General features: G+C 46.2%; 21 protein-coding genes. 12 read left to right on the forward strand and 9 right to left on the reverse strand.

What is annotated here, in order from left to right; genetic code table 11:
- Positions 1–10 precede the first annotated feature (10 nt).
- On the forward strand, positions 11–994 hold the full coding sequence (locus XMM312_RS05790; protein WP_173480987.1) for a quinone oxidoreductase: 984 nt from the start codon (positions 11–13) through the stop codon (positions 992–994).
- A gap of 170 nt (positions 995–1,164) precedes the next feature.
- Here the strand turns inward: XMM312_RS05790 and XMM312_RS05795 are convergent, their stop codons facing one another.
- The 3 genes from XMM312_RS05795 to thiB are packed head-to-tail and all read right to left on the reverse strand — an operon-like array spanning position 1,165 to position 4,356.
- The gene (locus tag XMM312_RS05795; protein ID WP_173488830.1) at positions 1,165–1,779 is read right to left on the reverse strand and encodes an ATP-binding cassette domain-containing protein; all 615 of its coding nucleotides are present in this window, start codon (positions 1,777–1,779) and stop codon (positions 1,165–1,167) included.
- Complete coding sequence (locus XMM312_RS05800) at positions 1,769–3,331, reverse strand: ABC transporter permease subunit (protein ID WP_173488831.1); 1,563 nt, start codon at positions 3,329–3,331, stop codon at positions 1,769–1,771. Before XMM312_RS05800 ends, XMM312_RS05795 begins: the two co-directional genes overlap by 11 nt.
- A gap of 23 nt (positions 3,332–3,354) precedes the next feature.
- Positions 3,355–4,356, reverse strand: a complete 1,002-nt coding sequence (gene thiB, locus XMM312_RS05805) for a thiamine ABC transporter substrate binding subunit (RefSeq protein WP_173483770.1) — start codon at positions 4,354–4,356, stop codon at positions 3,355–3,357.
- 188 nt (positions 4,357–4,544) lie between these two features.
- Between thiB and XMM312_RS05810 the strand changes: the two genes are divergently transcribed.
- Together XMM312_RS05810 and XMM312_RS05815 are read left to right on the forward strand one after the other, a co-directional pair.
- On the forward strand, positions 4,545–5,207 hold the full coding sequence (locus XMM312_RS05810; RefSeq protein WP_173488832.1) for a phosphotransferase: 663 nt from the start codon (positions 4,545–4,547) through the stop codon (positions 5,205–5,207).
- A 17-nt stretch (positions 5,208–5,224) separates the two neighbouring features.
- Positions 5,225–5,563, forward strand: coding sequence for a HopJ type III effector protein (locus XMM312_RS05815; protein ID WP_371731435.1), 339 nt, complete (start codon positions 5,225–5,227; stop codon positions 5,561–5,563).
- 238 nt (positions 5,564–5,801) lie between these two features.
- Here XMM312_RS05815 and XMM312_RS05820 read toward each other — a convergent pair whose 3' ends face one another.
- Positions 5,802–7,373 (reverse strand): bifunctional GNAT family N-acetyltransferase/carbon-nitrogen hydrolase family protein, encoded by a 1,572-nt coding sequence (locus tag XMM312_RS05820; RefSeq protein ID WP_173483982.1) that lies wholly within the window; start codon positions 7,371–7,373, stop codon positions 5,802–5,804.
- Positions 7,374–7,484: 111 nt separating this feature from the next.
- On the opposite strand from XMM312_RS05820, the gene XMM312_RS05825 reads away from it, so the two are divergent.
- From XMM312_RS05825 to XMM312_RS05835, 3 genes are all read left to right on the forward strand, one after another.
- A complete protein-coding gene (locus XMM312_RS05825) occupies positions 7,485–8,984 on the forward strand; it encodes a trehalase family glycosidase (protein ID WP_217363885.1) in 1,500 nt (499 codons plus the stop codon).
- 55 nt (positions 8,985–9,039) lie between these two features.
- On the forward strand, positions 9,040–10,437 hold the full coding sequence (locus XMM312_RS05830) for a mannose-1-phosphate guanylyltransferase/mannose-6-phosphate isomerase (protein ID WP_173488833.1): 1,398 nt from the start codon (positions 9,040–9,042) through the stop codon (positions 10,435–10,437).
- 74 nt (positions 10,438–10,511) lie between these two features.
- Entirely contained in the window at positions 10,512–11,684 is a 1,173-nt protein-coding gene (locus XMM312_RS05835) for a nucleotide sugar dehydrogenase (protein ID WP_173488834.1), read from the forward strand.
- Positions 11,685–11,735: 51 nt separating this feature from the next.
- Here the strand turns inward: XMM312_RS05835 and XMM312_RS05840 are convergent, their stop codons facing one another.
- Genes XMM312_RS05840 through XMM312_RS05850 form a run of 3 tightly spaced genes read right to left on the reverse strand, consistent with a single transcriptional unit; the run spans position 11,736 to position 15,375 of the window.
- Positions 11,736–13,037, reverse strand: a complete 1,302-nt coding sequence (locus XMM312_RS05840) for a hypothetical protein (protein WP_173488835.1) — start codon at positions 13,035–13,037, stop codon at positions 11,736–11,738.
- On the reverse strand, positions 13,037–14,470 hold the full coding sequence (locus tag XMM312_RS05845; RefSeq protein ID WP_173488836.1) for a sugar transferase: 1,434 nt from the start codon (positions 14,468–14,470) through the stop codon (positions 13,037–13,039). Before XMM312_RS05845 ends, XMM312_RS05840 begins: the two co-directional genes overlap by 1 nt.
- The gene (locus tag XMM312_RS05850) at positions 14,467–15,375 is read right to left on the reverse strand and encodes a DUF6492 family protein (protein ID WP_217363886.1); all 909 of its coding nucleotides are present in this window, start codon (positions 15,373–15,375) and stop codon (positions 14,467–14,469) included. Before XMM312_RS05850 ends, XMM312_RS05845 begins: the two co-directional genes overlap by 4 nt.
- 140 nt (positions 15,376–15,515) lie before the next feature.
- Between XMM312_RS05850 and XMM312_RS05855 the strand changes: the two genes are divergently transcribed.
- The 6 genes from XMM312_RS05855 to XMM312_RS05880 all read left to right on the forward strand — a co-directional run bounded on the left by XMM312_RS05855 (position 15,516) and on the right by XMM312_RS05880 (position 23,361).
- Complete coding sequence (locus XMM312_RS05855) at positions 15,516–16,811, forward strand: oligosaccharide flippase family protein (protein WP_173488838.1); 1,296 nt, start codon at positions 15,516–15,518, stop codon at positions 16,809–16,811.
- Entirely contained in the window at positions 16,799–18,022 is a 1,224-nt protein-coding gene (locus XMM312_RS05860; protein ID WP_173488839.1) for a glycosyltransferase family 4 protein, read from the forward strand. The genes XMM312_RS05855 and XMM312_RS05860 overlap by 13 nt, the downstream gene beginning before the upstream one ends.
- Positions 18,023–18,107: 85 nt before the next feature.
- Positions 18,108–18,548: a 3-phosphoshikimate 1-carboxyvinyltransferase gene (locus XMM312_RS05865; protein ID WP_173488840.1), complete on the forward strand. Its 441-nt coding sequence runs from the start codon at positions 18,108–18,110 to the stop codon at positions 18,546–18,548.
- Between the two features lie 9 nt (positions 18,549–18,557).
- A complete protein-coding gene (locus XMM312_RS05870) occupies positions 18,558–19,511 on the forward strand; it encodes a hypothetical protein (protein ID WP_173488841.1) in 954 nt (317 codons plus the stop codon).
- 32 nt (positions 19,512–19,543) lie between these two features.
- Positions 19,544–22,345, forward strand: coding sequence for an SLBB domain-containing protein (locus tag XMM312_RS05875; protein WP_173488842.1), 2,802 nt, complete (start codon positions 19,544–19,546; stop codon positions 22,343–22,345).
- A 20-nt stretch (positions 22,346–22,365) separates the two neighbouring features.
- The gene (locus XMM312_RS05880; RefSeq protein ID WP_173488843.1) at positions 22,366–23,361 is read left to right on the forward strand and encodes a hypothetical protein; all 996 of its coding nucleotides are present in this window, start codon (positions 22,366–22,368) and stop codon (positions 23,359–23,361) included.
- Between the two features lie 18 nt (positions 23,362–23,379).
- Here XMM312_RS05880 and XMM312_RS05885 read toward each other — a convergent pair whose 3' ends face one another.
- Positions 23,380–24,618 (reverse strand): hypothetical protein, encoded by a 1,239-nt coding sequence (locus tag XMM312_RS05885; RefSeq protein WP_173488844.1) that lies wholly within the window; start codon positions 24,616–24,618, stop codon positions 23,380–23,382.
- Positions 24,618–25,811, reverse strand: a complete 1,194-nt coding sequence (locus XMM312_RS05890; protein ID WP_173488845.1) for a glycosyltransferase — start codon at positions 25,809–25,811, stop codon at positions 24,618–24,620. The genes XMM312_RS05885 and XMM312_RS05890 overlap by 1 nt, the downstream gene beginning before the upstream one ends.
- Between the last annotated feature and the right edge of the window lie 71 nt (positions 25,812–25,882).

The following is a 25,882-nucleotide window of genomic DNA, read 5'->3' on the forward strand; positions in this document are numbered from 1 at the left end:
AGGATTAATAATGAGCGAGACAGTTAAAGCGATTCGAATTGAGCAGAATGGCGGTCCAGAAGAGATGAAGTTGGTTGATGTCGAACTTCCTGAACTGGGCGAGTTTGATGTGTTGGTTCGTCATGAAGCGGTAGGCCTTAACTACATTGATGTCTACTTCCGTACCGGTCTCTACCCACAAGAGATGCCGGGCAAGATTGGCATGGAAGGTAGCGGTGTGGTTGAGGCAATTGGCTCAGGTGTGACCTATGTCAGCGTCGGTGATCGAGTGGCTTACGCGGGGCAACCTCTTGGCGCCTACAGTCAAAAGCGCGTGATGCCGCAGGATACGTTGATTCAACTACCAGAGAGCATCAGCTTCGAGCAGGGTGCTGCTATGATGCTGCAAGGTCTAACCGTTCAGTACCTTCTGAATGACAGCTACAAGGTGCAGGCGGGCGATACCATCCTGCTTCATGCTGCAGCAGGCGGTGTCGGTTTGATTGCTGTGCAGTGGCTTAAGGCATTGGGTGCGCGTGTTATAGGTACGGTCGGCAATCAGGCTAAAGCGGATTTGGCTAAGAGCTTTGGTTGCGATGAGACGATCATCTACACCGAAGAGGATTTTGTTGCTCGTACTCGTGAGCTGACGGATGGTAAAGGGGTGCAAGCGGTCTACGACTCTATTGGTAAAGATACCTTTATGCAGTCACTCGACTGTTTAGCACCGCGTGGCACGATGGTTTCGTTTGGTAACGCAACCGGTGCGGTTCCAGCGTTCGAGATTGGCATGTTGGCAGCAAAAGGGTCCCTTAAAGTGACCCGCCCGACACTGATGACCTATGTCCATGATCGTCCGATGTTGGAGAGTATGGCCAAGGATCTGATCGCGCGCGTTGAATCAGGGCAGGTGAAGATTGAGGTCAACCAGCGTTACCCCTTGGCTGATGCAGCGCAAGCTCACATCGATTTGGAGTCGCGTCAAACGACCGGTTCAACCGTGTTGTTGCCTTAACGAGTATCGCGGCCTTTTCAAGACCGCTCCAACAGGAGCAGCCACAGTTCGACGCGACTTGTTGGAGCCTTATCGAAGATGAGGCGAAATAGGTGTCAGGCTAAAGCCAGACACCTCTAGGAAGGTAATCGCGGCCTTTTTAAGACCGCTCCAACATGATTTGGTGCTAGTCAGACACTCTTGATTTCACACCCCAATCGCTCTGCTTCGCTGCGCTGGTGGGTCACCATAATCAACATCTTCTGTTGTTCGGTTAATTGTCTATCGATCCAGTCCAAAACCTTCTGCTTAGTTTCGCTGTCTAAGCCTGTTAGAGGCTCATCCAGGACAATAATCGGTTCAGGACGCAGTAGGGTTCTGATGATGCCAATACGCTGACGTTGCCCGCCAGAGAGCTGATTAGGCATCTTGTTGAGATAGCCGAGCAGATCCAGTTCTTGCATCGCCTCTTGGATGCGTTTGTCCGGGTTTTGACGTTTGTCCAATCCCAATCTCAAGTTCTGCTGGATGGTTAAGTGTTCAAAGAGATTATCCTCCTGAAACAGCATCGCGACAGGACGCTCTTCTGGAGGCTGATCAGTAATGACCTGATCATTGAAACGCACTTCACCTGATTTAATCGGTGCAAAGCCGGCAATAGCCAACAGCAGGGTTGTTTTACCAATACCGCTTTGGCCAAGGAGAGCGACTCTGGATTGGTCAAGGACATTCAAGTCGTAACAGTACTCCCAATCGGGGTAGCTGACTATGAGGTTGTTGATCTGCAGGCCAAGGTTATTGCTCATTGTGAACACTGCGCTCCAGTAGAATTAATAGCAGGTAGCAAAGTCCCAACAGAATAACCGATGTGATAGCGGCCTCTGACATGCGATAGGTACCAGCAAAGGTGTAGATCAGCCAAGGGAGGGACGGTGATTCATAACTGCCAAATATAGCAAAAATGGAGACATCACCTAAGGCCAACAGAAGTCCCAAAGAGAAAGCGGCCAATAGTGAGCGTCGAATAAACGGGTAGATGATGCGCACTCTCTCCATCGGTGTGAGTTTTAAATTGCCTACTAGTTTTGCATATTGCGAATCAAATTGAATGAATCTTGGGCGTAACTGGCTAAGCAAAAAGGGTAGCAGAACAAAGGCGTTAAGCAGTATTAGCATAAGTGTGGCGTATGTCTCGAGCAGCCCACGGCTGATTAGCCATATGTAACTACCGGTCGACAACACCATGGCTGGAGCGACCAGTGACTGATTGGCTAACCAACTGAATAGCGTCTCTTGCATCGGCTTAACTTTTTGGGCTGCTTTTCTGATGGGTGTCAGCAGTGCGATGGCGGTGAGAAGTGCCAACAGTGATGCGCTTAATGCGATGAGCAGTGAGACACCCATCGCTTTCAACATAGCAGCGTAGGGGTAGTTAATTAGTGCCTCTTGATTGAGTGTCATGAACAGTGCAATTAGCGGCCCTAATAGATAGACCCACCCCAGCAGGTAGAAAGCCAATTGAATAGGCACTTTTACACCTTGCTCTAATCGATAAGCAGGTTGTTCGCGAGTGGAACCGAGCCAGTTCACTCGGCTGGCATAGATCAGGGCAAGATAAATAAGACCGGCTATCGCAAACTGCAACCAGGCAAGGGTTAGCGCCTCGTTGAGGTTGAAGTCGTATTTGAGGGCCTGGTAGATGGCCAGTTCTAAGGTGGTGGCTTTAGGTCCACCGCCGAGCGTTAATACGATCGCAAAACTGTTAAAGCAGAGAATAAAGATTAAGCCCGCCAGTGTTGCGACCTGGCTCTTGATTGCAGGCCACTCAATGTGTCGAAGGCGTTGCCAAAAACTGAATTTAAGCTGGTCGGCTAATTGCTCTCGGTTTAAAGGGATAGCGCTGTAGCCCTGATAGAGAATACGAACGGCTAGCGGAAAGTTCAGATAAATATGAGCAATTAAGATTCCATTGAGGCCAAAGAGTTTCCACTCTTTTAACAGATCTGTAAAAGGCGATTGCGGTCCTAGCAGGTTGACGATGCCGGTAATCAATATGAGTGATGGCATCACGAACGCCAACAGTGAGAGTCTTAGAAACTGATCTCTACCAGCGGGTCGCAAACGATGAAGGGCTCTTGCGATGGGTATTGCCAGAAGAAGAGAGCCCAAGGCACTTAACAGGGCTTGGTAGAGAGTAAAACTTAAAATGTTTTGTAGGTATGTGTCTTGTAACAGTTCGGGGGTGAATCGGGTCTCTTCGAATCCGATCAACCCCCAAAAGGCGAGCACCGTCAGAGAGAGGGTGCCCAGATAAGCAACCGCACTCATCAGTGGGGTGAAAGTGCGGCCTAGTAACATCAGGAGTGGTTCACGCGATCGCTTTATTGTGAAACAGCGGTACGCCACTCACGAATCCAGCGAGCACGGTTTTCGGCCAGTTCGTCGCTGCCAAGTTTGATCTGCTGTGGGGTTACCAACTGCTCAAATGCCTCTGGTAGCTCTACATTATCAATAACCGGTAGCATCCAGTTGGTCACTGGTAGGATCTGCTGCGCTTCGTTTGAGATTAGAAACTCAAGGAACTGGTTCGCTAATTCAGTTTGATCGCTGTATGCGCTGATCGCGGCCACTTCAACCTGTGCTACATGTCCGTCTGTAAACTCTGCGGCCTTGTACTGATCCTTACCTTCAGCAACAACGTGGTATGCAGGCGATGTGGTGTAACTCAAAACGTAGTCAGAACCGCCCTCTAGGAACAGACTGTAAGCTTCCCACCAACCTTTGGTGACGGTAACGGTCTGCTTAGCTAGATCTGCCCATGCAGTCGCCGCTTCCTCACCGTACGCTTTATTAACCCAGGTCATTAACCCCTGGCCTGGCGTTGACGTACGTGGGTCTTGGTAGATAACTGAGGCGTCGGAAGCTAAGAGTTCAGCAAAGCTTGTTGCTGGCGCTTGGATCTTTTGCGCGTCATAAATGAATGCAAAATAGCCGTAGTCAAAGGGTACAAACTGATTATTGTTCCAGTTTAAGTCGCTGGTGATCTTTGAGGTGTCGACGCTGTGAGATTGAACCAGACCCAGTTGCGTAGCTTCTGTCATCAAACCGTTATCAAGGCCAAGCAGTACATCGGCTTGGGTGTTGGATTTCTCGACACGTGCGCGATTCAGAATGCTGACACCATCCTCTGCTGCGACGAAATTAAGAGTACAACCACATTGTGCTTCAAAGGCTGTTTTGAGCTGAGGGCCTGGACCCCACTCAGAGACGAAGCTGTCGTAGGTGTACACGTTAAGTTCGGGCTTATCGGAAGCGACTGCCGCAAAAGAAGCCGTTAACATTGCACCGGCAACAGATAATTTGAGTGTGGTTGCTGAATCCATCAAGAAACTCCTGTAATTTAAAAAACTTAAACATCCATTATTAAGTTAGGCGTTGAATGATACTAAGTGAGCTAGAGGCTGTCATTGCATCTAGGGCGGTTTCGGGAAGTTTGTCGCAATTAATTTCAGACAAAATTCCTTTGAACAGTCAGATAGCACCTCTTGATACGTCTGCTACGCGTCATAGGATGTATCTACTTGAGGAAAAAGGGGAGCGGTTTGTTGTTAGGGCAGAACCTGACAAAGAGACCCTCCCAGGGGTGGACCCGTTTCGTGAGCGAAACATTCTTGATGCCATCGCTCATTTTCAATGGTCCCCTAAGTTAATGATCAACGAGCCTCAGCAGGGTGTGTTGATTATGCGTCACGCAGGTGAGTGCTCAGAGCTGCTCTCATCGGCTCAAAAAACGGTTCTATTGAAGGCTATCACTGAGATGCAGAGCCTTACTGAACTGCCCATGTTAGATTATGCTGCGCTATTTCAGCAGTATCGAGACGAGTTGCGTGATTCAGGACATCAACAGTTAACTGATGAGACTGAGCAGCAACTACTCTCCCTTCCTAACATGCCTAGGGTGTTAGTTCACCATGATCTTCACCCGGGTAATATTTGCTGGCAGAATGGCGACGCCACCATTATTGATTGGGAGTACGCAGGCGTTGGAATCGCATGGTTGGATTACGCGGTGTTAATTCGAGATCTAGGCTTTACCGCAAGTGAGTTGATGCAGTTGCCTCTGTTGAACGCTTTTGACGAGCAGGCGTTAACCCACTGGCTGGCCCAATCAATTCAGGTGGTCGATCAGCTTGAGATGCTCTGGTCACATTATAAATCACAGGTTACAGGTTAAGGGTAATTAGAATGAACATGAATGAATTATTGGAACAGATTAAACAGGCACCTGAGAGCGTAGAGTTCGCTGAGGTGATGGCGGTTATTGATGCATCGTTTGACCATAAACCTTCTGCTTTTGTAAACGGTGATCTAGAAAACTCAGCAGAGCAAAACCAGGGCTCGGCTAAGATTTTGAGCTTTGCTAAGCTGAATAATCTTTCTGAATCAGAGACGCTGGCCTGTTTTGGTACTTACTACCGCGATGATGTGTTGGGTAATCCTGAAGGAACCGATCACGGCAATATTCGTAATTTCATGAATTCGGGTTGGGCTGGCGTTCAGTTACCTGAAGGTGTGTTGACGGCTAAGTAGGCTAATTCGCCTCATCTTCGATAAGGCTCCAACAGGTTGCGTCGAAACATGGCTGTTCCTGTTGGAGCGGTCTTGAAAAGGCCGCGATGCTCTCCTTCAAGGTTTCTTGCTAAGCTTGACACCTGTTCGCCTCATCTTCGATAAGGCTCCAACAGGTCGCTTCGCCCTTTGGGCTAGCTCCTACAATAAGGTTGGCATGTTGGAGCGGTCTTGAAAAGGCCGCGATGCTCCAACAAGTTTATTCACTCTCTTTCAGCGCATCGGTCGCTTTTTTCCGCAACACCAAAGAGTAGAGGTCGGTTCGACGGTCCTTTCCGTTGGTCACTGACCCTTTCTCCCTGACGTCGTACAACGAATCCAAGTTTAAATCGGCTATCAGTGCCATCTCAGTATTCGGTGTACTCTCCGCGATGATCGCATCGTGCGGGAAGGCGAAATCAGACGGCGAATAGACAGCCGACTGAGCATATTGGATATCGACATTGTGTACCTGCGGTAGGTTGCCGACACTGCCTCCGATGACAACATAGATCTCATTCTCAATAGCGCGCGCCTGTGCACATCGCTGTACTCTAAGAAATCCGTTCTTTGTATCTGTCCAGAAAGGGACAAAAAGAATGTCGATGCCCTCATCACGCAACAGTCGACCCAACTCAGGAAATTCAACGTCGTAACAGATCAGAATACCGATACGACCCGCATCAGTATCAAAGGCCTGCAGTGTGTCACCACCCTCAATGACCCAGTCACGACGCTCGTGCGGTGTGATGTGGAGCTTCGGTTGCACCTCTATGCTGCCATCACGACGGCATAAGTAGGTATTGTTGTAGAGAGTGTCACCTTCCAGTACCGGGATGCTGCCCGAGATGATGTTGATGTTATAAGCGACGGCAAAGCCAGAGATCGCTTCAATGGTTCTCTCGGCATAGCCTGCTAGGAATCTGATCGCCTCATATTGATTCTCTTGATTGCCGAGCCCCATGAGCGGGGCGTTAAAGAACTCTGGGAACATAATGAAGTCGGCCGTGTAGTCGGCCATAGAGTCGACAAAGTACTCAACCTGGGTTAACCAGTGTTCAAAGGATTCTGTGGTGCGCATCTGCCACTGTATGGCGCTGACGCGAACGGATCGTTTTCTGAAGTTTTCGGCTTGCAGAGACTCATCTTCTGGTTCGTAATCGATGTTGATCCACTCCAGCAGAGTCGCGAACCCTTTAGATCGCTCATCCTCTGGCAGGTAGTTTCGAAGAATACGTTTCACTTCAAAGTGGTTAGCAAACTGGAAACTTAGAATGGGGTCATAAGCCTCACGTTTGCGCACCGCTTCGATGTACTCTTTAGGCGTCATCTCTTCAGCGTGCTTGTAGTAGTTTATGATGCGCCCACCCGCTAAAATTGATCGTAAATTCAATTGGATACAGATCTCTTTTCGAGCATCATATAACCTTCGGCCTAGTCGATATTCACGATAGTCTGGGTGTACAAACAGATCCAAACCGTAGAGTGCATCGCCTTTCTTGTCGTGTTGGAAGGTCTCACGTCGACCGATCAAATCGTCGTAGGTGTGGGCTCTAGTGAAGCGGTTATAAGCACATTGAACAGAGAGCGCGCCAGCCACAATGGTGCCGCGATCTTCAATGACAATTTGCCCTTCAGGAAACTGTTTTAGAAGCAGAGCTAGGGACTCTTTTGGCCAGCTGCCCCCAAGATCGTCGTAGACCCGATCCATCAACTCGACCAGTTGATCTAGATCGTCCAGGGTTAGGTTGCGCAGTTTCAGTTGAAGATCTTTTGGGTTTTCGTAGCTCATAAAGGTCTCTCGAACAAATTAAGCACTGTTTAGATAACTTAAGCATAGACCTGTTATGGGTTTTCTCGAAGTTTTATTTACAATGGCGTTTGTGATTATTGGAGGGATACTGTGTCATTGCCAACCCCACCGGACGCTATGTTTCCGGAACTCTTTCTTGCCGTTCAACGTTCAGGCCTTTTTCCTGACTCTAAAACCTTTGTTGATTTAGTGCCTAGGGCCTCAGCTGATGAAATAAACCAAGCATTCATAGAGTGTAAGAGTGAAGTGGGGTTTGAGCTGGCTGACTTTATTCCACGTTTCTTTAAGCGAGAAACCCTTGAGTCATCGGCATCAGAGCGGGGGAGTATCAATCCTCATGAGCACATCGAACAGCTCTGGACTCTGCTCAAGCGCCCGTCTGATCAGCATGTCGAGGGAAGTAGTTGTATCCCACTGCCTAATCCCTACATCGTGCCGGGTGGGCGATTTAATGAGATCTACTACTGGGATAGCTACTTCACCCAGCTGGGTTTAGTAGAGTCAGGTGACGTGGAAACTGTTCGCCATATGGTGGAGAACTTTGCACATCTTATCGAGACACTCGGTTTTATACCCAACGGCAACCGAAGCTACTTTGCCACACGAAGTCAGCCACCGTTTTTTGCTTTGATGGTCGATCTGCTAGCGAATCAAACCGATGAATCGGTATTGGCTGAATTTCTACCCCATATGATGCGTGAGCATCTTCTCTTCTGGATGGATGGCGCTGCAAAACTCTCTGTTGGTGAATCCAATCGTCGTGTTGTTATGACCGAAAAAGGGCCACTGAACCGCTACTGGGATGACGCCGCCACACCGCGTCAGGAGAGCTTCAGAGAGGATGAGTCGCTTGCTAAGGCTTCTGATAGGGATGGAGAGACCCTTTATCGAGATCTAAGAGCGGGGGCTGAATCGGGTTGGGACTTCTCATCTCGATGGTTAAACGGTGATGATCTCGGTTCCATCTCAACGTCAAACATTATCCCTGTGGACCTTAACTCGCTATTGGTCATGGTAGAACGAGTGATTGCCAAAGCGGCCACGATAAAAGGTTTACCAGAACTGTCGAGCCATTATGAACAGTTGGCTAAGCAGCGTGCCGATGCGATTGAATACTACTTCTTTAATGACGATCTTGGCTGTTATGTCGATTTGGACCTAGATGGGTTTAAACAGAGAGACCATCAGTCACTGGCGATGAGTTTCCCGTTATTTGCTGGTATTGCTTCACCACAGAGAGCCGCTTGCGTCGTTGCTAAGTTAAATGAAGAGTTTTTAAAACCGGGCGGTTGGGTAACGACCAATGTTGAGTCGGGTGAACAGTGGGATTCGCCGAATGGCTGGGCCCCTTTGCAGTGGATCTGTTTTCAAGGGTTGAAACAGTACCAGTTTGATGAGTTGGCAGAAGAGGGCGCTAAACGCTGGCTGAGCACCCTAGAGCTAGTCTTTAGCCAAACGGGCAAAATGTTGGAGAAGTACAACGTTGTCACACCCGGTGAGATCGCCGGTGGCGGAGAATATGCTGTTCAAGATGGTTTCGGTTGGACGAATGGGACTTATTTGGCACTAAAGCGCGCAATGGAGACTTAATTTTGGCACAATCATTGCTTAGTGTTTTGGATAGATCTTAAAAGGAATGGATTAAATGAAAACTGTAATTATGGCCGGTGGCTCCGGTTCACGTTTATGGCCACTGTCTCGCTCCCTCTATCCGAAACAGTTTCTAGCTTTGGCAGGCCAACAAACCATGCTGCAGACAACGGCTTCACGTGTGGACGGTATCAGCGATGGAAAGCCGTTGGTGATCTGTAATGAGGAGCACCGCTTCATCGTTGCAGAACAGATGCGTGCGATGGATACCCAGGCCGATATTCTATTGGAACCCGTCGGTCGCAATACGGCACCGGCCATTGCATTGGCTGCACTGCAAGCACTGACTTCCGAAGATGACCCTTTGCTACTGGTGTTAGCGGCGGATCATGTCATTGAAAACGTCGAGGTTTTCCAGCAGCAAGTGAACAGAGCCAAACCCCTTGCTGAAGCGGGTGCTTTAGTGACTTTTGGTATTGTCGCCACGGGTCCTGAAACTGGCTATGGTTATATTCGACGAGGCGCTGCTGAAGCAGAGGGCTATCAGGTAGCGGAATTCGTTGAGAAACCGGATCTTGAACGTGCACAAGCCTACGTAGATTCGGGTGACTACTACTGGAACAGCGGTATGTTCCTCTTCAAAGCGTCACGTTACATCGAAGAGTTGGGTAAACACCGCCCAGATATCCTAGATGCTTGTACCGCTTCTTTAGAAACTCTTACTCCGGATCTAGATTTCGTGCGCATTAATGAAGAGGCGTTTAAAGCCTGTCCGGATGAGTCGATCGACTATGCGGTGATGGAGAAAGCTGACAATGTTGTAGTCGTGCCAATGGATGCCGGTTGGAATGATGTGGGTGCCTGGTCATCGCTTTGGGAAGTTACCCCTAAGGATGGCGACGGCAATGCCGTCAGTGGTGATGTCATGACCCACAACACCCAAGACTCCTTGATCAAATCGACCAGTAAACTGGTTGCGACTGTCGGTGTTAAAGATATTGTTGTGGTTGAAACCAAAGACGCAGTGTTGGTGGCAGGCAAGGATCAGGTGCAAGACGTTAAAAAGATCGTTGAGCGCTTAAAAGCAGAGGGTCGCAGTGAGTATGAGCTGCACCGTGAAGTCTACCGTCCATGGGGTAAATACGACTCCATTGATAGCGGCGAACGTTACCAAGTTAAGCGCATTACCGTGAAGCCGGGTAATAAACTCTCGGTTCAGATGCACCACCACCGTGCTGAACACTGGATTGTTGTGTCGGGTACGGCTCGTGTCGGGCGCGATGACGAAGAGATCATGCTAACCGAGAATGAGTCGGTCTATCTCCCGGTTGGCTGTGTTCACTGGTTAGAGAACCCAGGCAAGATCCCACTAGAGTTGATTGAAGTTCAGTCAGGTTCTTACCTAGGTGAAGATGATATTGTCCGTTTTGAAGATCTCTACGGCCGTTCTTAACGCATTTGTAATTTGAGTGTGTGACTCTAGCTAGCTGTTAGCAGAGAGACAGACTTAACGATTAGGATTTTTATATGACAAAGATAGCGGTTGCAGGCCTTGGTTATGTGGGCATGTCCAACGCCGTTCTTTTGGCTCAACATAATGAAGTGACAGCCATAGATCTTGATGAGAATAGGGTAGCACTGGTCAATGACCGCAAAGCGCCTATTGAAGATACTGAACTTGAACACTATTTAGCCGAAAAAGCGTTAAACCTGGTTGCGACAAAGGATCCGGAAACGGCGTATGCAGGAGCTGAATACGTCATTGTTGCGACACCGACCGATTACGATCCGGTGACTAACTTCTTCAATACTCGCTCGGTTGAAGCGGTGATTTCAGATGTCATTCGCATTAACCCTGAAGCGACGATCGTCATTAAATCAACCATTCCTGTCGGATACACTCGAAATCTGCGTGAAGAGTTCAATTCACCCAATATTATCTTTTCGCCAGAGTTCTTACGTGAAGGTAAGGCTCTGTACGACAACCTATACCCATCACGTATCGTGGTAGGTGAGCGGTCTGAGCGTGCAGAGAAGTTTGCTGCAATGCTCGTTGAGGGGGCTCTTAAAGAGGATATCGACACACTATTCACCGGTAGTACCGAAGCTGAGGCGATCAAACTCTTTGCCAATACCTACCTTGCAATGCGTGTGGCCTATTTCAATGAGTTGGACACCTATGCGCTGTCACACGGCTTGGATACGCGACAGATCATAGAAGGGGTAGGGTTAGACCCGCGTATCGGCACGCACTACAACAACCCAAGTTTTGGTTACGGTGGTTACTGTCTGCCAAAAGATACCAAACAGCTACTGGCTAACTACAACGACGTACCAAGTAACCTTATTGGCGCGATCGTTCAGTCAAACACCACCCGTAAGGATTTCATCGCCGATTCAATCATCAAGCGCAATCCAAAAACAGTTGGTTTGTATCGTTTGGTAATGAAATCTGGCTCTGATAACTTTCGCGCCTCTGCTATTCAAGGTGTTATGAAACGTATTAAAGCCAAAGGGATTCAAGTCATCGTCTATGAACCTGTGCTGGATGAAGAGAGCTTCTTTCACTCAAAGGTCTATGCTGATCTAGAGGCATTCAAATCAGACGCTGATGTGATTGTCTGCAACCGTATGGATGAAGAGCTAGAGGATGTTATTGATAAGGTATTTACCCGAGATATCTTCAATAGCGATAGCTAATTGAATTAGAGAAAAGATAGGAGAGCAGATGCTCTCCTTTTTTGTATCTTTTTAGAATGACGCTTTAATGGTTTTAAACAGACTGGTGAAGAAACCTTGCTTCTCATTGGCCAGTTCAAATCCCCATAACTGCTCTTCGATCTCATCAAATTCATAGTTAGGTTTAAGGTGAGATGGTGTGATAACACCCTGACAAAGTGGTAGCTCCTCAATGGGTACCTGAACCTCTCCAGACTCGAGTTTCGAACCAAACAGTTTTAAATCGCCATCAATAACGTGGAGCAATCTAGGCCAGTGATTTACAGAAGTAAGGCGACTGTTAAATTTGTAGAGTTCAAAGTTTATTGGGTGTGCGCGTGAACCCCTATTGGAGTAGGCAAACTCCGATGAAAAAAACTTGCCGCGCTTTGTTATCAATGCCAATGGCATCACTACCGGCGCTGTAACGAGCATGACTAACGCCGCAACTAAACGCTCTGTTTTGGTTGTTCGAACGAGCGCAGCAGCGGGTACTAGAAAGCTGAAGAGTGCTGGATCACTAATTTGAATCGCAGTGTCGTTTTTAAGATCAATCACTGTACTGCCGCAGACAATGGACTCATTCACAGACATATCCTGGCCAACATAGGTGCCTGGGAAGATGATTGAGTTAGCTACCTTAGTGTTACGGTCAACGTATGAATTAGCCTCTACAGCAACGTTCCCTTCAAATTGGGCGTCACGTTCAACCATTGAGTCACGTCCTACGTAGAGGGCCCCATTCATTTGATGAGCTCGAGCAGAACTAAAGGTTGGTGTTGCAAGCCATTTACCATCTTCAGCACGTAAACCCCGAGGTACGAGGTAGGTGTGTTTGCTATTGAGGACATTGAATGTGGCTTCATAGAGCCCTTTAAGCGAGCTAAGCGATGTATCCCATTCGCCATTAATCTCTTTAAACCTAGACCACTCTAAGTTATCAAGCAGGCAACGCGTCGCTGAATCAACCTCTAGTGCTGCGATCAGCTGGTTCTCTTCAAAACATGGCAGGGTGTCTCCACGTGCTGCAAAAAACGGCATATTTAGACCCATGCGTTCGATCAGGCTAGAAGGATGCTCTTCACCCAAAGAGCTGTGGTAAGTGAAGTTAAGCCCCCAGTGATCACCATCTGGAAACTGGTCCTTCACCTGCTTAGTCATCGCCGACGTAATTATATAAACTGACTTGAAGCCCTTATCGCAAAGATACTCAAACCAATACTCAAGCGGTGATTTTCCAGCGATAGGCATGAGTGCAGTAGGGTATACCGTATTGAGCGGTGCGAGCTCGTCACCATTTCGATCCGCAAACAGCACAGCAGTAGTTGTAGTCATTAGTATGCTCCTTTGCCACTGACAACAGCAGGAATGGTTTTAGCGATCAGTTTGATATCGTTGACAGCTGATTGTTGGTTTACATAAGCGGTATCAAGTAAAACCTGCTTATCAAAGGGGAGGTCAGAGCGACCTGAGATCTGCCACAATCCCGTTAAACCCGGAATTGCTTCTAAACGGGCACGCGCCAGTACTGGGTACTGAGCCACTTCAGCCTCAAGAGCAGGTCTTGGTCCTACAAGGGACATATCACCCGTTAAGACGTTATAGAGTTGGGGTAGCTCATCAATTGATAGGCGGCGAATTACGCGACCAATCGGCGTAATTCTTGGGTCTTTCTTCATTTTAAAAATAACCCCTGCTTCTGATTCATTCTGCTCGAGCAGAGCAGCCTTGCGAGCATCAGCATCAATATACATTGAACGGAATTTCCACATTCTAAAGAGCTTGCCTTTGTGGCCCACTCGGATTTGTGAGTAAAAGATTGGGCCAGGCGATGTGACTTTGATGATAATCATTACAGGAATGAGAAGGGGCGATAGAGCTAGCAGCCCAAAAAAGGCTCCCGTCATATCGATAATGCGTTTCGTAATGCGTTGCATTATGCAACGCATTGACCACCGCCACGCTTTGAGGCGAATCAATACGCGACTCAAACGAGTTGTCCAACCCCAACCCTGTAAAACTCTATTAAATCGTGATGGTTTCGAATCAGTAGTCTTTGGCCTAAGGGCGATACTTGCCTTAAGAAAACGGATTAATTTCACTGGTTTAAGTAGTAGGCTGTGACGCACTTTATGCCAAAGTGATTGCCCCTCGATTTCAGAAATCGCTTCAAAAAATGGGTGCCCCAAGGCGGCGATCATCTTAAGGTTTGCTAGACCTTGCAACCTTGAAACTAGTTGCTCTTGTATCGGAGAAGCTGCAGCAAATAGAGCTACTTCAGTCTGTTTTGAAGCTAATACCGATTTTATAGAGGCTGTGCTTAGGTCGTAATTCACATCTAGCAGTTGAAACTGAATGTTAAGTGCTGGAAAGAACTTAGATACCTGCATCTCAAACTTAACAAGCTCGCGTTTGCTGTCGCTGAATATAATTACTCGGGAACCATTGGATTCAAGGGTATAGATCAGTTCACGGTAAAGTTGCGATACGTTTGCACTCTCTACTGGACCACGAGTTCTCATATTTAGACGCGCGTTAACCCCTTTGCCTCTAGGTATTAGCAGGTCTGCATGAGTCATAGTATCGCGTACTAGTTCATCAGATACTGAGTAGGTTACAGTTTCGGCATCTGCAAAAACTAGCGATTGAGTCACGTCCTCTTGCTTCAGTGCAAGGTTTAGATAGTCGATAAACTCTTCCTGAGATAGGCGCACGAAGGGGAGGCCAACAATTGCTTGAGCCTTAACATTTATCTCTTGTCTGTTCATGCGACTGACTTCCTATCATGCTGTTTTTGGTTAAAGCTCATCATCTCTTTAGCTATTTGAATAAGCTCTCGCTCTTGGTTAGCAGTAAGGCCAAGATTGGATTGAAGAAGGAGAGCTACAGCTTGATCATCGATATTTGCGTTTCTAGCCTTTAGATCAGCAGCTTCATCAGCTGTCCAGCAACAATGGCAAAGGTCGCGCTCTTCGAAATAGTGACCAGAATCTTTGGTTAACACTTTCTCGGCAAACATTCCGTAAGTTATGTACTCTGAGAACGTAAGGCTATGCCCCACGGCGTGATACCAGCGTTTACCCGTGGCTTTTTCAATCTGATCTAGCATCAGCAATAAAACATCTCGGCGCCAAGTAATTAGTTGTCCAACATAGTCAGCTCCAGCATAGGCCTGCTCTGTGCCTAGCAGTGCACCTGCTTTGTGGTGCCACTTAAGATGTACGCCATCATTTTTCACACCAGGGATTCGGTGAAGACGTAACTCACCATCTTTAAGCACTGATTCTGCAGAGAATGGGCGGATAAATTGCAAATCTGAGTCTGTGAATACCAGGTAGTCAGCTTCTGTTGCAAAGCCGGCGCTTAACTTGGTGATCTGCTGCATGATCCAACCGCGAACAGGAAAGAGCTGTGAGTCTAGCCACCACTTATTTGAAAAGGGGAGTTGTAGGTAGAGCCCAGGCACTGTCTTCTCAACCGAGACAACTTTTCTGCGGCCTCCTTGTAGTTTTGAAAACTGTGCCATATCGCGTTTGGGCACAATGATTACATGCTCAAAACCGCTATCAACGAACTCATCCATAGAGGCACAGAGTCTGCTACAACGCTGAAAATCTGGCCCGTATGAACAGGTGACAAATGCAATTTTTCTATTTTGATCAAGAGTATTCACACAAAACTCCATAACTGATTTATGCGTTCTGTTTGCAGGAAGCGTGCCAACTCTTTTTATTGCGCGGATAAAATATTTGGCACGCTTCCTGCATTGAAACCTGCACCTGCTTTTTGATTTTGTTTGGTTTCGGAGTCACTGTGATATCTAAATTTCACGCATTGAAAAAGAACGACCTATTTAAAAATGTTCTCATTTTGGCTTCAGGCGCTGCCTTTGCTAATGCGATTACCATGCTCTTCTCAATGGTAATTACACGAATCTATGGTCCTGATGAGTACGGCTATTTAGGAATTTTTACCTCCATGGTCTATCTCGTTGCGCCACCTATAGCGTTAACTTTACCTATGGCTATAGTGATTGCTAAAGAACATTCGGAGGCCTTTGCCGTTGCTAAACTATCCCTTGCTGCCGTTACTCTATTGTCGATAACACTGGGTGTTTGTTTAACCCTATTTAGTGATCCAATTTTCGCAACTCTTAATGCCGAGCCCTTACTTCCATTTGCTTGGATCATCCCAATAGCGGTGTTTATTGCGGGACTTTTTCAGATAGCAGAGCAGTGGATTATTCGCTTTAAGAAATTTACTGTTTTGGCCAAATCTTTAACTATTCGTTCAATACTTGTCGGGACAGCACAGTCTCTAATTGGTCTGTTTCATCCTAAAGGTGTGGTCCTGGTGCTGGTTTACACAGTCGGCATGGCTATCCAAATCCTATTTATTTTTAAAAGTGCACCGAAGCTAGCGTTTGAAATGAGTCGGATTAGGTTTTTACCACTTATGAGACGCTATTCAGATTTTCCAATATACCGGGCGCCTCAAGTAATGTTGAACTCGATTTCGTTAAGTGCTCCAACTCTGATGTTCGCAACCTTCTTTGGCCCTGCGGTCGCGGGACTCTATGCCATTGGTTACAACGTTCTCACAGTACCCGTTACTCTTTTAGGAAAAAGTGTAGGCGATGTTTTCTATCCAGAAATTGTTGAGCGTTTTCACAAAGGGGAAAATGTTACCTCTTTACTGTGGCGTGCTAGTAAAACCCTTTTGCTGGTAGGAGTGGTTCCTTTTGGATCGATCACTCTTCTAGGCCCTTGGCTATTTGAGATTCTATTTGGCTCTGACTGGGGGGTATCTGGTGAGTATGCACAGTGGATATCAGTTTGGCTATTGGCAAGTTTGGCGGCACGTCCTGCTATATCCGCTATCGCTATATTCGAGCTGCAAAAGCTGTTTCTTGTTTATGAAATAGTCTCTATAGCGCTTCGCATAAGTGCAATTTATATGGGAGTCATCTATGGCGATCCACTCATTGCTGTTGCCGCTTTAAGTGTTGTAAACGCAGTGCTCTATTACATCTTAATCGGGGTAGTTATCTTCCGATCAAAACAGGTTGTGAATTCACCAGAATCAGCGAGTACAGCATGCGAATCTTAATTTTTAACTCAGTGTTTTATCCTCTCAAGTATGGTGGCGCTGAGAAGGTGGTCTATAAACTTGCTGAAGGTTTAGTAAGGCGGGGACATACCGTATCTGTGCTTAGTATCTCAGACCAGGTTTCAGAAACGACAACAACAGTTTTAGATAATGGCGTCGAAGCCATCTATCTACCAGATAGAAACATCTACTGGCCCTTCGTAACACTAACAACTAAAAACCGTATCAAGAGAGCGTTAATCAAGTTCTTTCAGCGGCTTTTGGACCTTAATAACTATCGTTACCGTAAAGATATCACTGATGCTATCAGTTCATTTAAGCCCGATCTTATACATACTCATAACCTCAAAGGTATCTCTGTGATTGTGTGGCGTATAGCTAAGAAGTTAGGTATCAATATTGCTCACACAATCCATGATTACAGCCTGCAGTGCCACCGAGACTCACGTCGCAAGAGTGAACGAAATTGCAAAACTATTTGTGACTCATGTCGGCTCTATAGCACTCCAAAACGTTGGGCTTCTGAAGGAGTTAAAAGTGTTGCTGGCGTGAGTGATTTTATCCTTGAAAGCCATCTTACCGACGGTTTCTTTCCATCTGGGAGTTCCATGGTGATTTATAACTCTGTTGATAGCGTCTCTCACGCTGCTTCAGGTAAAGCTCCAATAGATCAGCTTTCGAATGTGAGTACGCCCAATATCCCGAAGAAAATTGGCTACCTAGGTCGTTTGGAGTACTCAAAGGGGGTATTGAATCTCATCGATAACATGAGGTCTCTTGCTAACACCGATGAGTATAGATTTATCATCGCAGGAGCAGGTGAAGCGGCCATAGAGAACCAACTCAAAGCGGACAGTTCTATCGATTATCGTGGATTTGTGGACCCTGCAGCCTTCTTTAACGAAATCGATTATCTGATTGTCCCCTCACTGTGGTATGAACCCATGGGATTGGTTGTTATCGAGGCATTCTCTCATGGTGTACCGGTTATGGTGAATGGCAGTGGAGGCCTACTAGAGTTAGTTCGAGAGGGGGAGACAGGTATTGCTACAGATATAACAGACCATAAACGTTTTGAGACTGACCTCAATACTCTCTGTTCATGGGACTACAGCCAATTAAGCATTAAGTGCCGAGAAGAGTCACTTAAATACACTGACGAGAAAATGCTCTCTGCATATGAAACACTCTACCTTGAAGCCATTAAGTAGCGGCTAGCATTAATTAAACTAACAAGTTGGCCCATTCTTTGCATATACAGTTCAGGTTGAACGGTAAATGTAGAGTATTGAGTTAATGGATAAACGTGGTGAGGTCTTTGCTGAATTCACAATGAGTCGAATCCCTAAAGAGATTCGTGACTCATTGAGCGAAGTTCAAAGATCGGCAATTCGACAAGCTTTGATCGGAATGGATCAGAGTGCCCGCCACACAATCGATATCCGCTTCACAATACCCTTAGTGTTACGAACTTACTATTTCGTGCTTTTTGCGGGCCGCGATAGAAGAAATAAAACCTTAAGCTCTGAATTGGCGCGTATACATAGATTACCCCGTTGGTTTAGGCGAGGTATCTATTTAACCGCTTCGGCGGTGATCGGTTTTGCGATTTTTAGCACGCTATTTACTGTTCTCTACCTTATAAAAAGTCGGATGGGGATCGATATATTCCCGAACTTTCATCTACACGATGTACTGCCATTTGATATCTATTTGATGCCGGGCCAAAAGGGCTGATTTGTACTTATGATTATGAAACATGCATTACTCACTCTTACGACACTCGTTGCATTGGCGGGTTGTACTTCTATGGAGGCATTGGTCGATGTGCCTGCACACAATGGCAGTGCATCTATCACTGGCTATGAGACAGAGACACACCAACGCTCTGTTCATATATTTGATCCAGTCTCACTCGATGAAAAAATAGCAACGCAAAAGCTGACAGAACGTGTATCGCAATTGGTTATCTTAATTGATAGATCCAATGCACTTCCTAATTCTTATCGAGATGTACCTTTTGATACCTATGTGCGTGAAATTGCGCGTCGCTATATAGCAAGCTTGCCAACCCATATTCAAGCCGAAGTAAGTCTCATGCAGATCAACAATCGAGGTGCGGTAGAAAGTATTCCAGCAGGTACTGCTCGCGAAACGCTGCTTGATCAACTAACGAACCCCTCAAAAATTGCTATAGCAGGTGAGAATCTAAATGCGGCAATTGAGCGAATTGGCAGCCATTTTAAAGAGACGGATAGTGGTATGGGTGTAGGAAATGGCATTCTGCTCATTAGTAATTGGGAACAGATTACCCCAGGTGTACTTGACACTATCGATCGTGCCTATCAATACAGCCAATTTGAATCCGGCAAGACCATCTCAAATGGAGTATCAAATTGGCAGACCTCCAAACAGGAAAAGGGGCTATGCTTCTATCTAGTGGGCGTCGGTAATCGAATGTCTCGTACCCTAGTTGATAAAGCCGAACGCTGTGGTTTCTCTGTAGCCGCCGACAAAATTTCTCAACCCAGAGATATGACCCACTTCGTAGAGAAAACAGTTCTCTTGGGTCCTAAAGATAGCGACGGTGATGGGATCTACGACTATCAAGATCAATGCCCAAACAGTAAAGCTAATACCCTCGTCAATTTTAAAGGATGCGAAAAATTCAGCACCCTTCAAGCAAAAGGTAATTTGTAATGCTTATCCGTAGATATCTATTACCAGCTCTTATGAGTTTGCTCGTTGTTGTAACTTCTAACTCTGTCGTTGCACAAAGCCGATATGGCGTGTTGCAGCCAGAGGACCTTCAGAAGCAGAGTGCGCTAGCCGCAGCTCCATCTGGTGCGGACAAGCCGCTTGTAGATTCTGAAGTGCAACTTCCGAAGGATGCACTAGTGAGCGTTGCTCTGGATCAACCCTCAGAGCTAGAGAAAACTGTTGCTCAGAAACTAGAGCCTGTCACTTTAGAGGAGCGTATCCAAGATCAGACAGTGCAGCCTAAGCTTGAGCAGTTCGGTTACGATATTTTCAGTGCTATCCCTTCAACATTCGCGCCGGTAATGGGTATCCCTGTACCTGAGGATTATGTAATAGGGCCTGGTGACTCGTTTAAGGTTCAGGTGTTTAGTGTCACTGATGTTGAATATAACTTGGTGGTTACCCGAGAGGGGCGCTTACTTGTTCCGGAGGTCGGCGATATCCAAGTAGCTGGCCTAACATTTAAAGAGGCTAAAACCGTTCTAGGGGAGTCTCTTAATCGAATTCGAGTGGGTGCCAAAACTGTTGTTACCTTATCTGAGCTTCACACAATTCAAGTGTTAATGGTTGGAGAGGTTGCTCAACCGGGTTCATATACAGTTAGTGGCTTATCTTCACTGCTCAACACCTTGATCGCGACGGGCGGCATTAGTCGAACGGGATCACTTCGTGATATTCAGGTGAAACGTGGGGGTGCAGTTATAGCTCGTTTTGACCTTTATGAACTACTTCTAAAAGGGGTAGAAACTGGCAATGTCTACCTACGTCAAGGTGATATCGTTTTTGTACCACCCATAGGAAAAACTGCTGGCGTAGCAGGCGAAGTGCATCGCCCTGCTATTTATGAATTGAGCAAAGAGAATACAGTTGCTCAACTAATATCATTAGCGGGGGGGCTTCTCCCCACAGCGGCTAAGTCTAAAACTCAAATTGAGCGAATAGCAGGGGATAATGGCTATACACTTGTTCAGGTCGATCTCTCTAATGGCTCTAATGCAGCAGTTGAGAATGGCGACCTAATTAGAGTACTGCCTGTTGTTGAAAAGATGGATAACGTGGTGCTGCTGAATGGACATGTGATTACTCCTGGCGGCTATCAATGGCGCCCAGAGATGCGTGTATCAGATCTAATTACATCGAAAAAAATGCTTCTTCAGGGCACTGACTTCTCGATAGCTGCAATAGAACGCGAAAATGTTGAGAGTAAACGGACTGAAATTCGCTATTTCTCTCTTGAAGAGGCCCTACAGAGTCGAAACTCTGATCAAAATGCTGTTTTAATGCCGCGAGATAGAGTTATTGTCTTCAATACGCATACTGCGCGTGCAGATCAGCTCGCATCCATCGTTAATAAGATGCGAAATGAAGCGACAGCCGCACAACCGGCACCTATTGTTGAACTATACGGCTTTGTTAAACATGGTGGTGCCTACCCGATTGAGTCGACAACACGGGTTTTAGATCTGATTGAATATGCTGGCGGTCTAAAATCTGGTACCGATAATCATTATGCCGTGTTGGCTCGAACAATCCGGCCGTCAGGCTTAGTTGATATTACAGCGCTCAGTTTTGAGAGCTTCAACCGTGGTTTAACTAGTCACAACCCTATATTAAATGCGGGCGACCGACTCTATCTCTTTGGGCCGGAGAGTGATCGTCCTGCGATCTTGAAAGATGAAGTGAAGCGTCTTAGAGAGCAGGTGGGCTTTGGCGAGCTAGCACCTATTATCGAAGTTGGTGGTGCAGTAGCGAAACCTGGAGCCTATCCGATGACTGCGGGCATGCGAATTAACGATTTGATAATAGCGGCCGGTGGAATGACTGAGAGTGCTTATGGGTTAACCGCAACACTATCTCGTCGCTCCCTGCTTAACGGTGAATTTTCTAAAATTGATCGCTTTGATATTGCGCTTACATCAAATAGTGCGTTGGTTGAGAGTGGTGATTCAATCCTACAGCCCTATGACAGCTTAGTGCTGCATCAGAAGCCTGAGTGGATTAATAAACCTAAGCGAATCACCATTGAGGGAGAGGTGTTATATCCTGGTACTTTTGAGGTGGATAAACGCGAGACTCTATGCGGCGTAGTTCAGCAAGCGGGCGGGTTTACAGAAGATGCCTATCTATTTGGCACCGTCTTTTTGCGCGAGAGTGTTCGTAAGAAAGAGCAAGAGGCGTTAGATAAAATCCTAGCTGAAATGGATGACCTACTAGCCGAGGTCCACCTCTCACCTGGATATGAGAAAGACCAGAAGATGCCAGTTAACCAAGGAACTAACGACACCTTCCAAGTAATTAAACAGTTGGCACCTAAACAGGCTCGTGGCCGCTTAGTCATTGATATGGATGCTGCTGTTGCCAATTGTAATGAAACAGCAGACTTGGTGCTTGAAGACGGGGACCGAATCATTATCCCTAAATATCAAGATGAAGTATCTGTTGTGGGGCAGGTCTATTTCCCGACTTCACACAAGTTTAGAAGCGATCGCGCTGCACTTGATTACATCAATTTAAGTGGTGGTACTAAAGAGCTAGCTCAACGAGAGCACGCTTACATCGTGCAGGCTAATGGTGAGGTGATGACAGTACGTTCTAAAGCGAGTACTTGGGGTTGGTTGATGTCTCCGGCTAATGTTGAAGTAACTCCTGGTGCGACTGTCTATGTGCCTCTAAGTGTCGATCGTATCAATGGCCGTGAGTTTACCCAGTCTTGGGTTGATATTTTCTACAAGCTTGCGCTCTCAACAGCAAGCGTTGATTACCTATTTAAGTGATACCTATTTAAGTGAAAAGCATGAACAGTGTTAGCGAAAGTCAGCAGCCGTTAAACATCGATCAACAGGTCGATCTACTTGAATATTTAGATGCGATATTAAAGTACAAATATCGTCTAATACTGGTCGCTCTAATTGTCTCTGCGTCGCTCTTCATATTCTCAAAGCTGCTCGATGAACGGTTTACAGCATCTGGGGTTGCTGCGATCAACATTAACGAGAAACCAGGTGGAGTAAGTCCTGAAAACTACATAGGCTCTGATGCCTTGGGATTGCTCGAGCACGACTTCATCCTAGATGCGGCTCCAAGTAACCAGCTAGATAGACTACTCTCAAAACTTGGCGCTTATGAGTTTAATGTCTATTTTATCAATCGTTTTGAGTTGTTACCGATGCTATTTCCAGAGAAGTGGGATAGTGCAACCTCAACTTGGATCGATGGATTTAAGGTGGATTACCGGGTCGCTGTAAAGAATCTCCAAGAGAAGCATATGGGTTATTCTCACGATGAGAAGAGTGGATTGCTTACTATCTACGCGACATCAAATTCACCTGAGCTATCAGCAGATTTGGTCAATAACTACGTGATTAGTTTCAATGACTTTATTAAAGCTCGCTCTGTTGATTCGATGAATGCACGCCGCACCTATCTTGAAAAACGTCTTACTGAGGTTAATAACCTCGAGGTACAGCGTTCGATCTATCGCCTTCTTGAAGCGCAACTTGGTGTTGAATCAATCATTCACGCAAGAGAGAACTACCCATTAGAACCCATTCTTCCGGCCTATCCGCCACTCTTTAAATCCTACCCCAGTGGTAAGAAGTGGACTGTTCTAGCGTTCGTAGGGACGCTCTTTTTAGGTATCTTTTTCATTATTGCGATGGTGATTTTTAGAAAGCTTTCGCGCGCTCTGAAGGCTTATAAACCAGAAGTTTCTGAATCATCAGTAGCCACTTTGGTCAATAAGGATAAAGAGACTGATCAGGCATTAGTTTCAAACAGCTGGGTTGATTAACCCAGCTATCTCTTCCCATCAGTTCGGCTTATGACTGAACTCGATTTTATAGATGGCACTCAGCGCGATAATGATAGCGCCGTGGGTCAAGCCCTCGATATAGACGTAGGGAACACCTAACAGTGTGTTGAATAGATCCGTACTCAATTTAGCGATTGATGCCACTAAAAATATGTTCGCGTGCCCCCGGTATTGAAGAAACAACCAGTTAGTTTTAACCGCTTTAACCAGTGCGGTTATCAGAAGAGATACATACAAAAATGCTCCAATGGCGCCATATTTGAAAGCTATTCCAATCAAACCTAGGTCAGAGCTGTAGAACTTGTACCAAAATATCTCCTGCTCAGTCACCGTAGCGGCACTCTGTTGGCCAAAGCCGAAGAATGGATAATCCATAAATGTATTGATGGCAATCATATACGCCTTGTATCGAACACCATCATCAGCAGTTTTCATAACAGCAAAATACTGTTCAACAGCCAGTATATAAGCAGGAATAATTACACAAAGTGAAAGAAACAGAAGACCTAAGCGTGGCTTTCGCGCAAACCAGAAGTGATAGAAAAACACTCCTATTATCAGCATCGCTGTAGGAGCCCTAGCTTGGACCAGATACCAGACATAGAGCGTCGCACAAAAGGAGAGAGCCCAGAAAAGTTTGGATAGGTTCTCTTTGCTGGTGACTAACTTGTAGGCCGCAATAATTGAGGTCATATAAACAGCAACCAGTGGCGGTTTTAATCGGTAACCGCGAGCTTCATCATGCGTTGTCATGCCGCTGATGGTTGGATCTGGAGAGTTGTATGCAGCCACGAGATCTATACGGAAATAGTGAAATATGTATGAAAAAACAATCAGCGCTAAAACCACCATAACGATATCGATAATTTTTTCTGCACTAAAACCTATGCGATAGAGAAAGTAGAGAGAAGGTGCAATGAAGACAATGAGAAACTCTCTAGACGCCATGATGCTTGGTAGCATCGAGACACCAACATGGGTGGAAAACTGATAGCCAGGCAGAATAAAGGTGTAACCAACCAACGCAAGGGTTAGAAATATCCAGGTGCTCCAGTTTAGATTTTTCTCTTTAACATTTAACGAGGCCACTAGTGCCGAATAAGCAAAGAGGATAAAGGTGATTAGAAGCCCTAACTCCTGTAGACGGTTGGCTAGGAAGTAGTAGGTACCTTTAAATGCTGTATAAAAGACAATACCAAGCGCAAAGGCGATGAGCGTGCGACCAGAAACTAACATTACTCTTTTAATAACTCATTAATTTCGTCCACCATAAATCCGAGAACCTTTGCCCAGGTATAACGATCGCGGATCAATTGACGTGAGTGATGTTCAATTTTGTTCCAAGACTCTTCATCTTCAAGAAGCTGATTGATTGAAGCGACCATGCCATTAGCATCATCATTAATTGTGAGATGCACCAAATGCTCTGCTGCAATACCTTCAGCGCCAACACTGGTCGTTATAACGGGAACACCACGGCACATAGTATTTAATACTTTTACCTTAATACCAGAACCGAATCGCAATGGAGCCATAAAGAGTCGAGAACGACAGAATAGGGGCTCTAGATCTTCTACAAAGCCCAAAAGATTTACCCCATCGAGATCCATTGCAGCATCCACAATTCGCTTATCTGGATTGCCACCAACAATATCGAACTCTAAGTCGGGATGTGCCGATTTTACATTTGGCCAAACAGACTCTAGAAACCAGACCAAACCATCGACGTTCGCTTCCCAACTCAGTGTTCCAACGTAAAGTAGACGTTTTTCAGTCTCCCTAAAAGTAATGCTGGGTAAACTCAGTTGGCTGTCATCACCGAGGTGGTAGGTCTCTCTAAACTTCCCAAGATCCACCCCCAATCCAGATAACTGTTCGATATCGTTAGGAGATGCAAACACTAGGTCTGCACGTTCGCATGCGCTTCGTTCATAGGCCCTTACGCGCTTAGCTTCAAGAGCTGATGCTGCCCGCATAACAAAACTACCGTCGCCATTAGCATAGCGCTCCCACATCAAAAATGTAGCATTGTGTGTATGCAGTATTACCTTGCCTTTGAAATCACTTGGAAGGTATTGAAAGGACTCGTAGTGATCTAACACGATGACGTCAAATTGATCGGCCAGCTGCTTAACACGTGCTTTAAGCTCTTCTGAACAAGAGCGAAAGACATTAAGTGGAACTGATTTGAGGTAGCTTTTAACCAGATTTAAACCGGTTCGAGGAACCTCAACTGCATCACTGTAAAAGGCATCCAGATCTATGTTGTTATGGAAGCTCTCAAGTTCTGATGTGCCGTATTTGAGTGGGGATACCAATGAGACATCGAAATAGTTCGTAAAGAACTTAAGCATATTCCAACTTTTCATCCTACCGCCGCTTGTTGGTGGATATGGAAGCTCAATGGTAATCATCAATAATTTAGACATCGGGCACTCATTACTCACTTAGATTCAATCCCTTCTTTATGCAATTAAAGTGCCAACATAATCGCTAGCAC

Origin of the sequence: Marinobacterium sp. xm-m-312, from assembly GCF_013283295.1 — a bacterium.
Taxonomy (GTDB): domain Bacteria; phylum Pseudomonadota; class Gammaproteobacteria; order Pseudomonadales; family Balneatricaceae; genus Marinobacterium_E.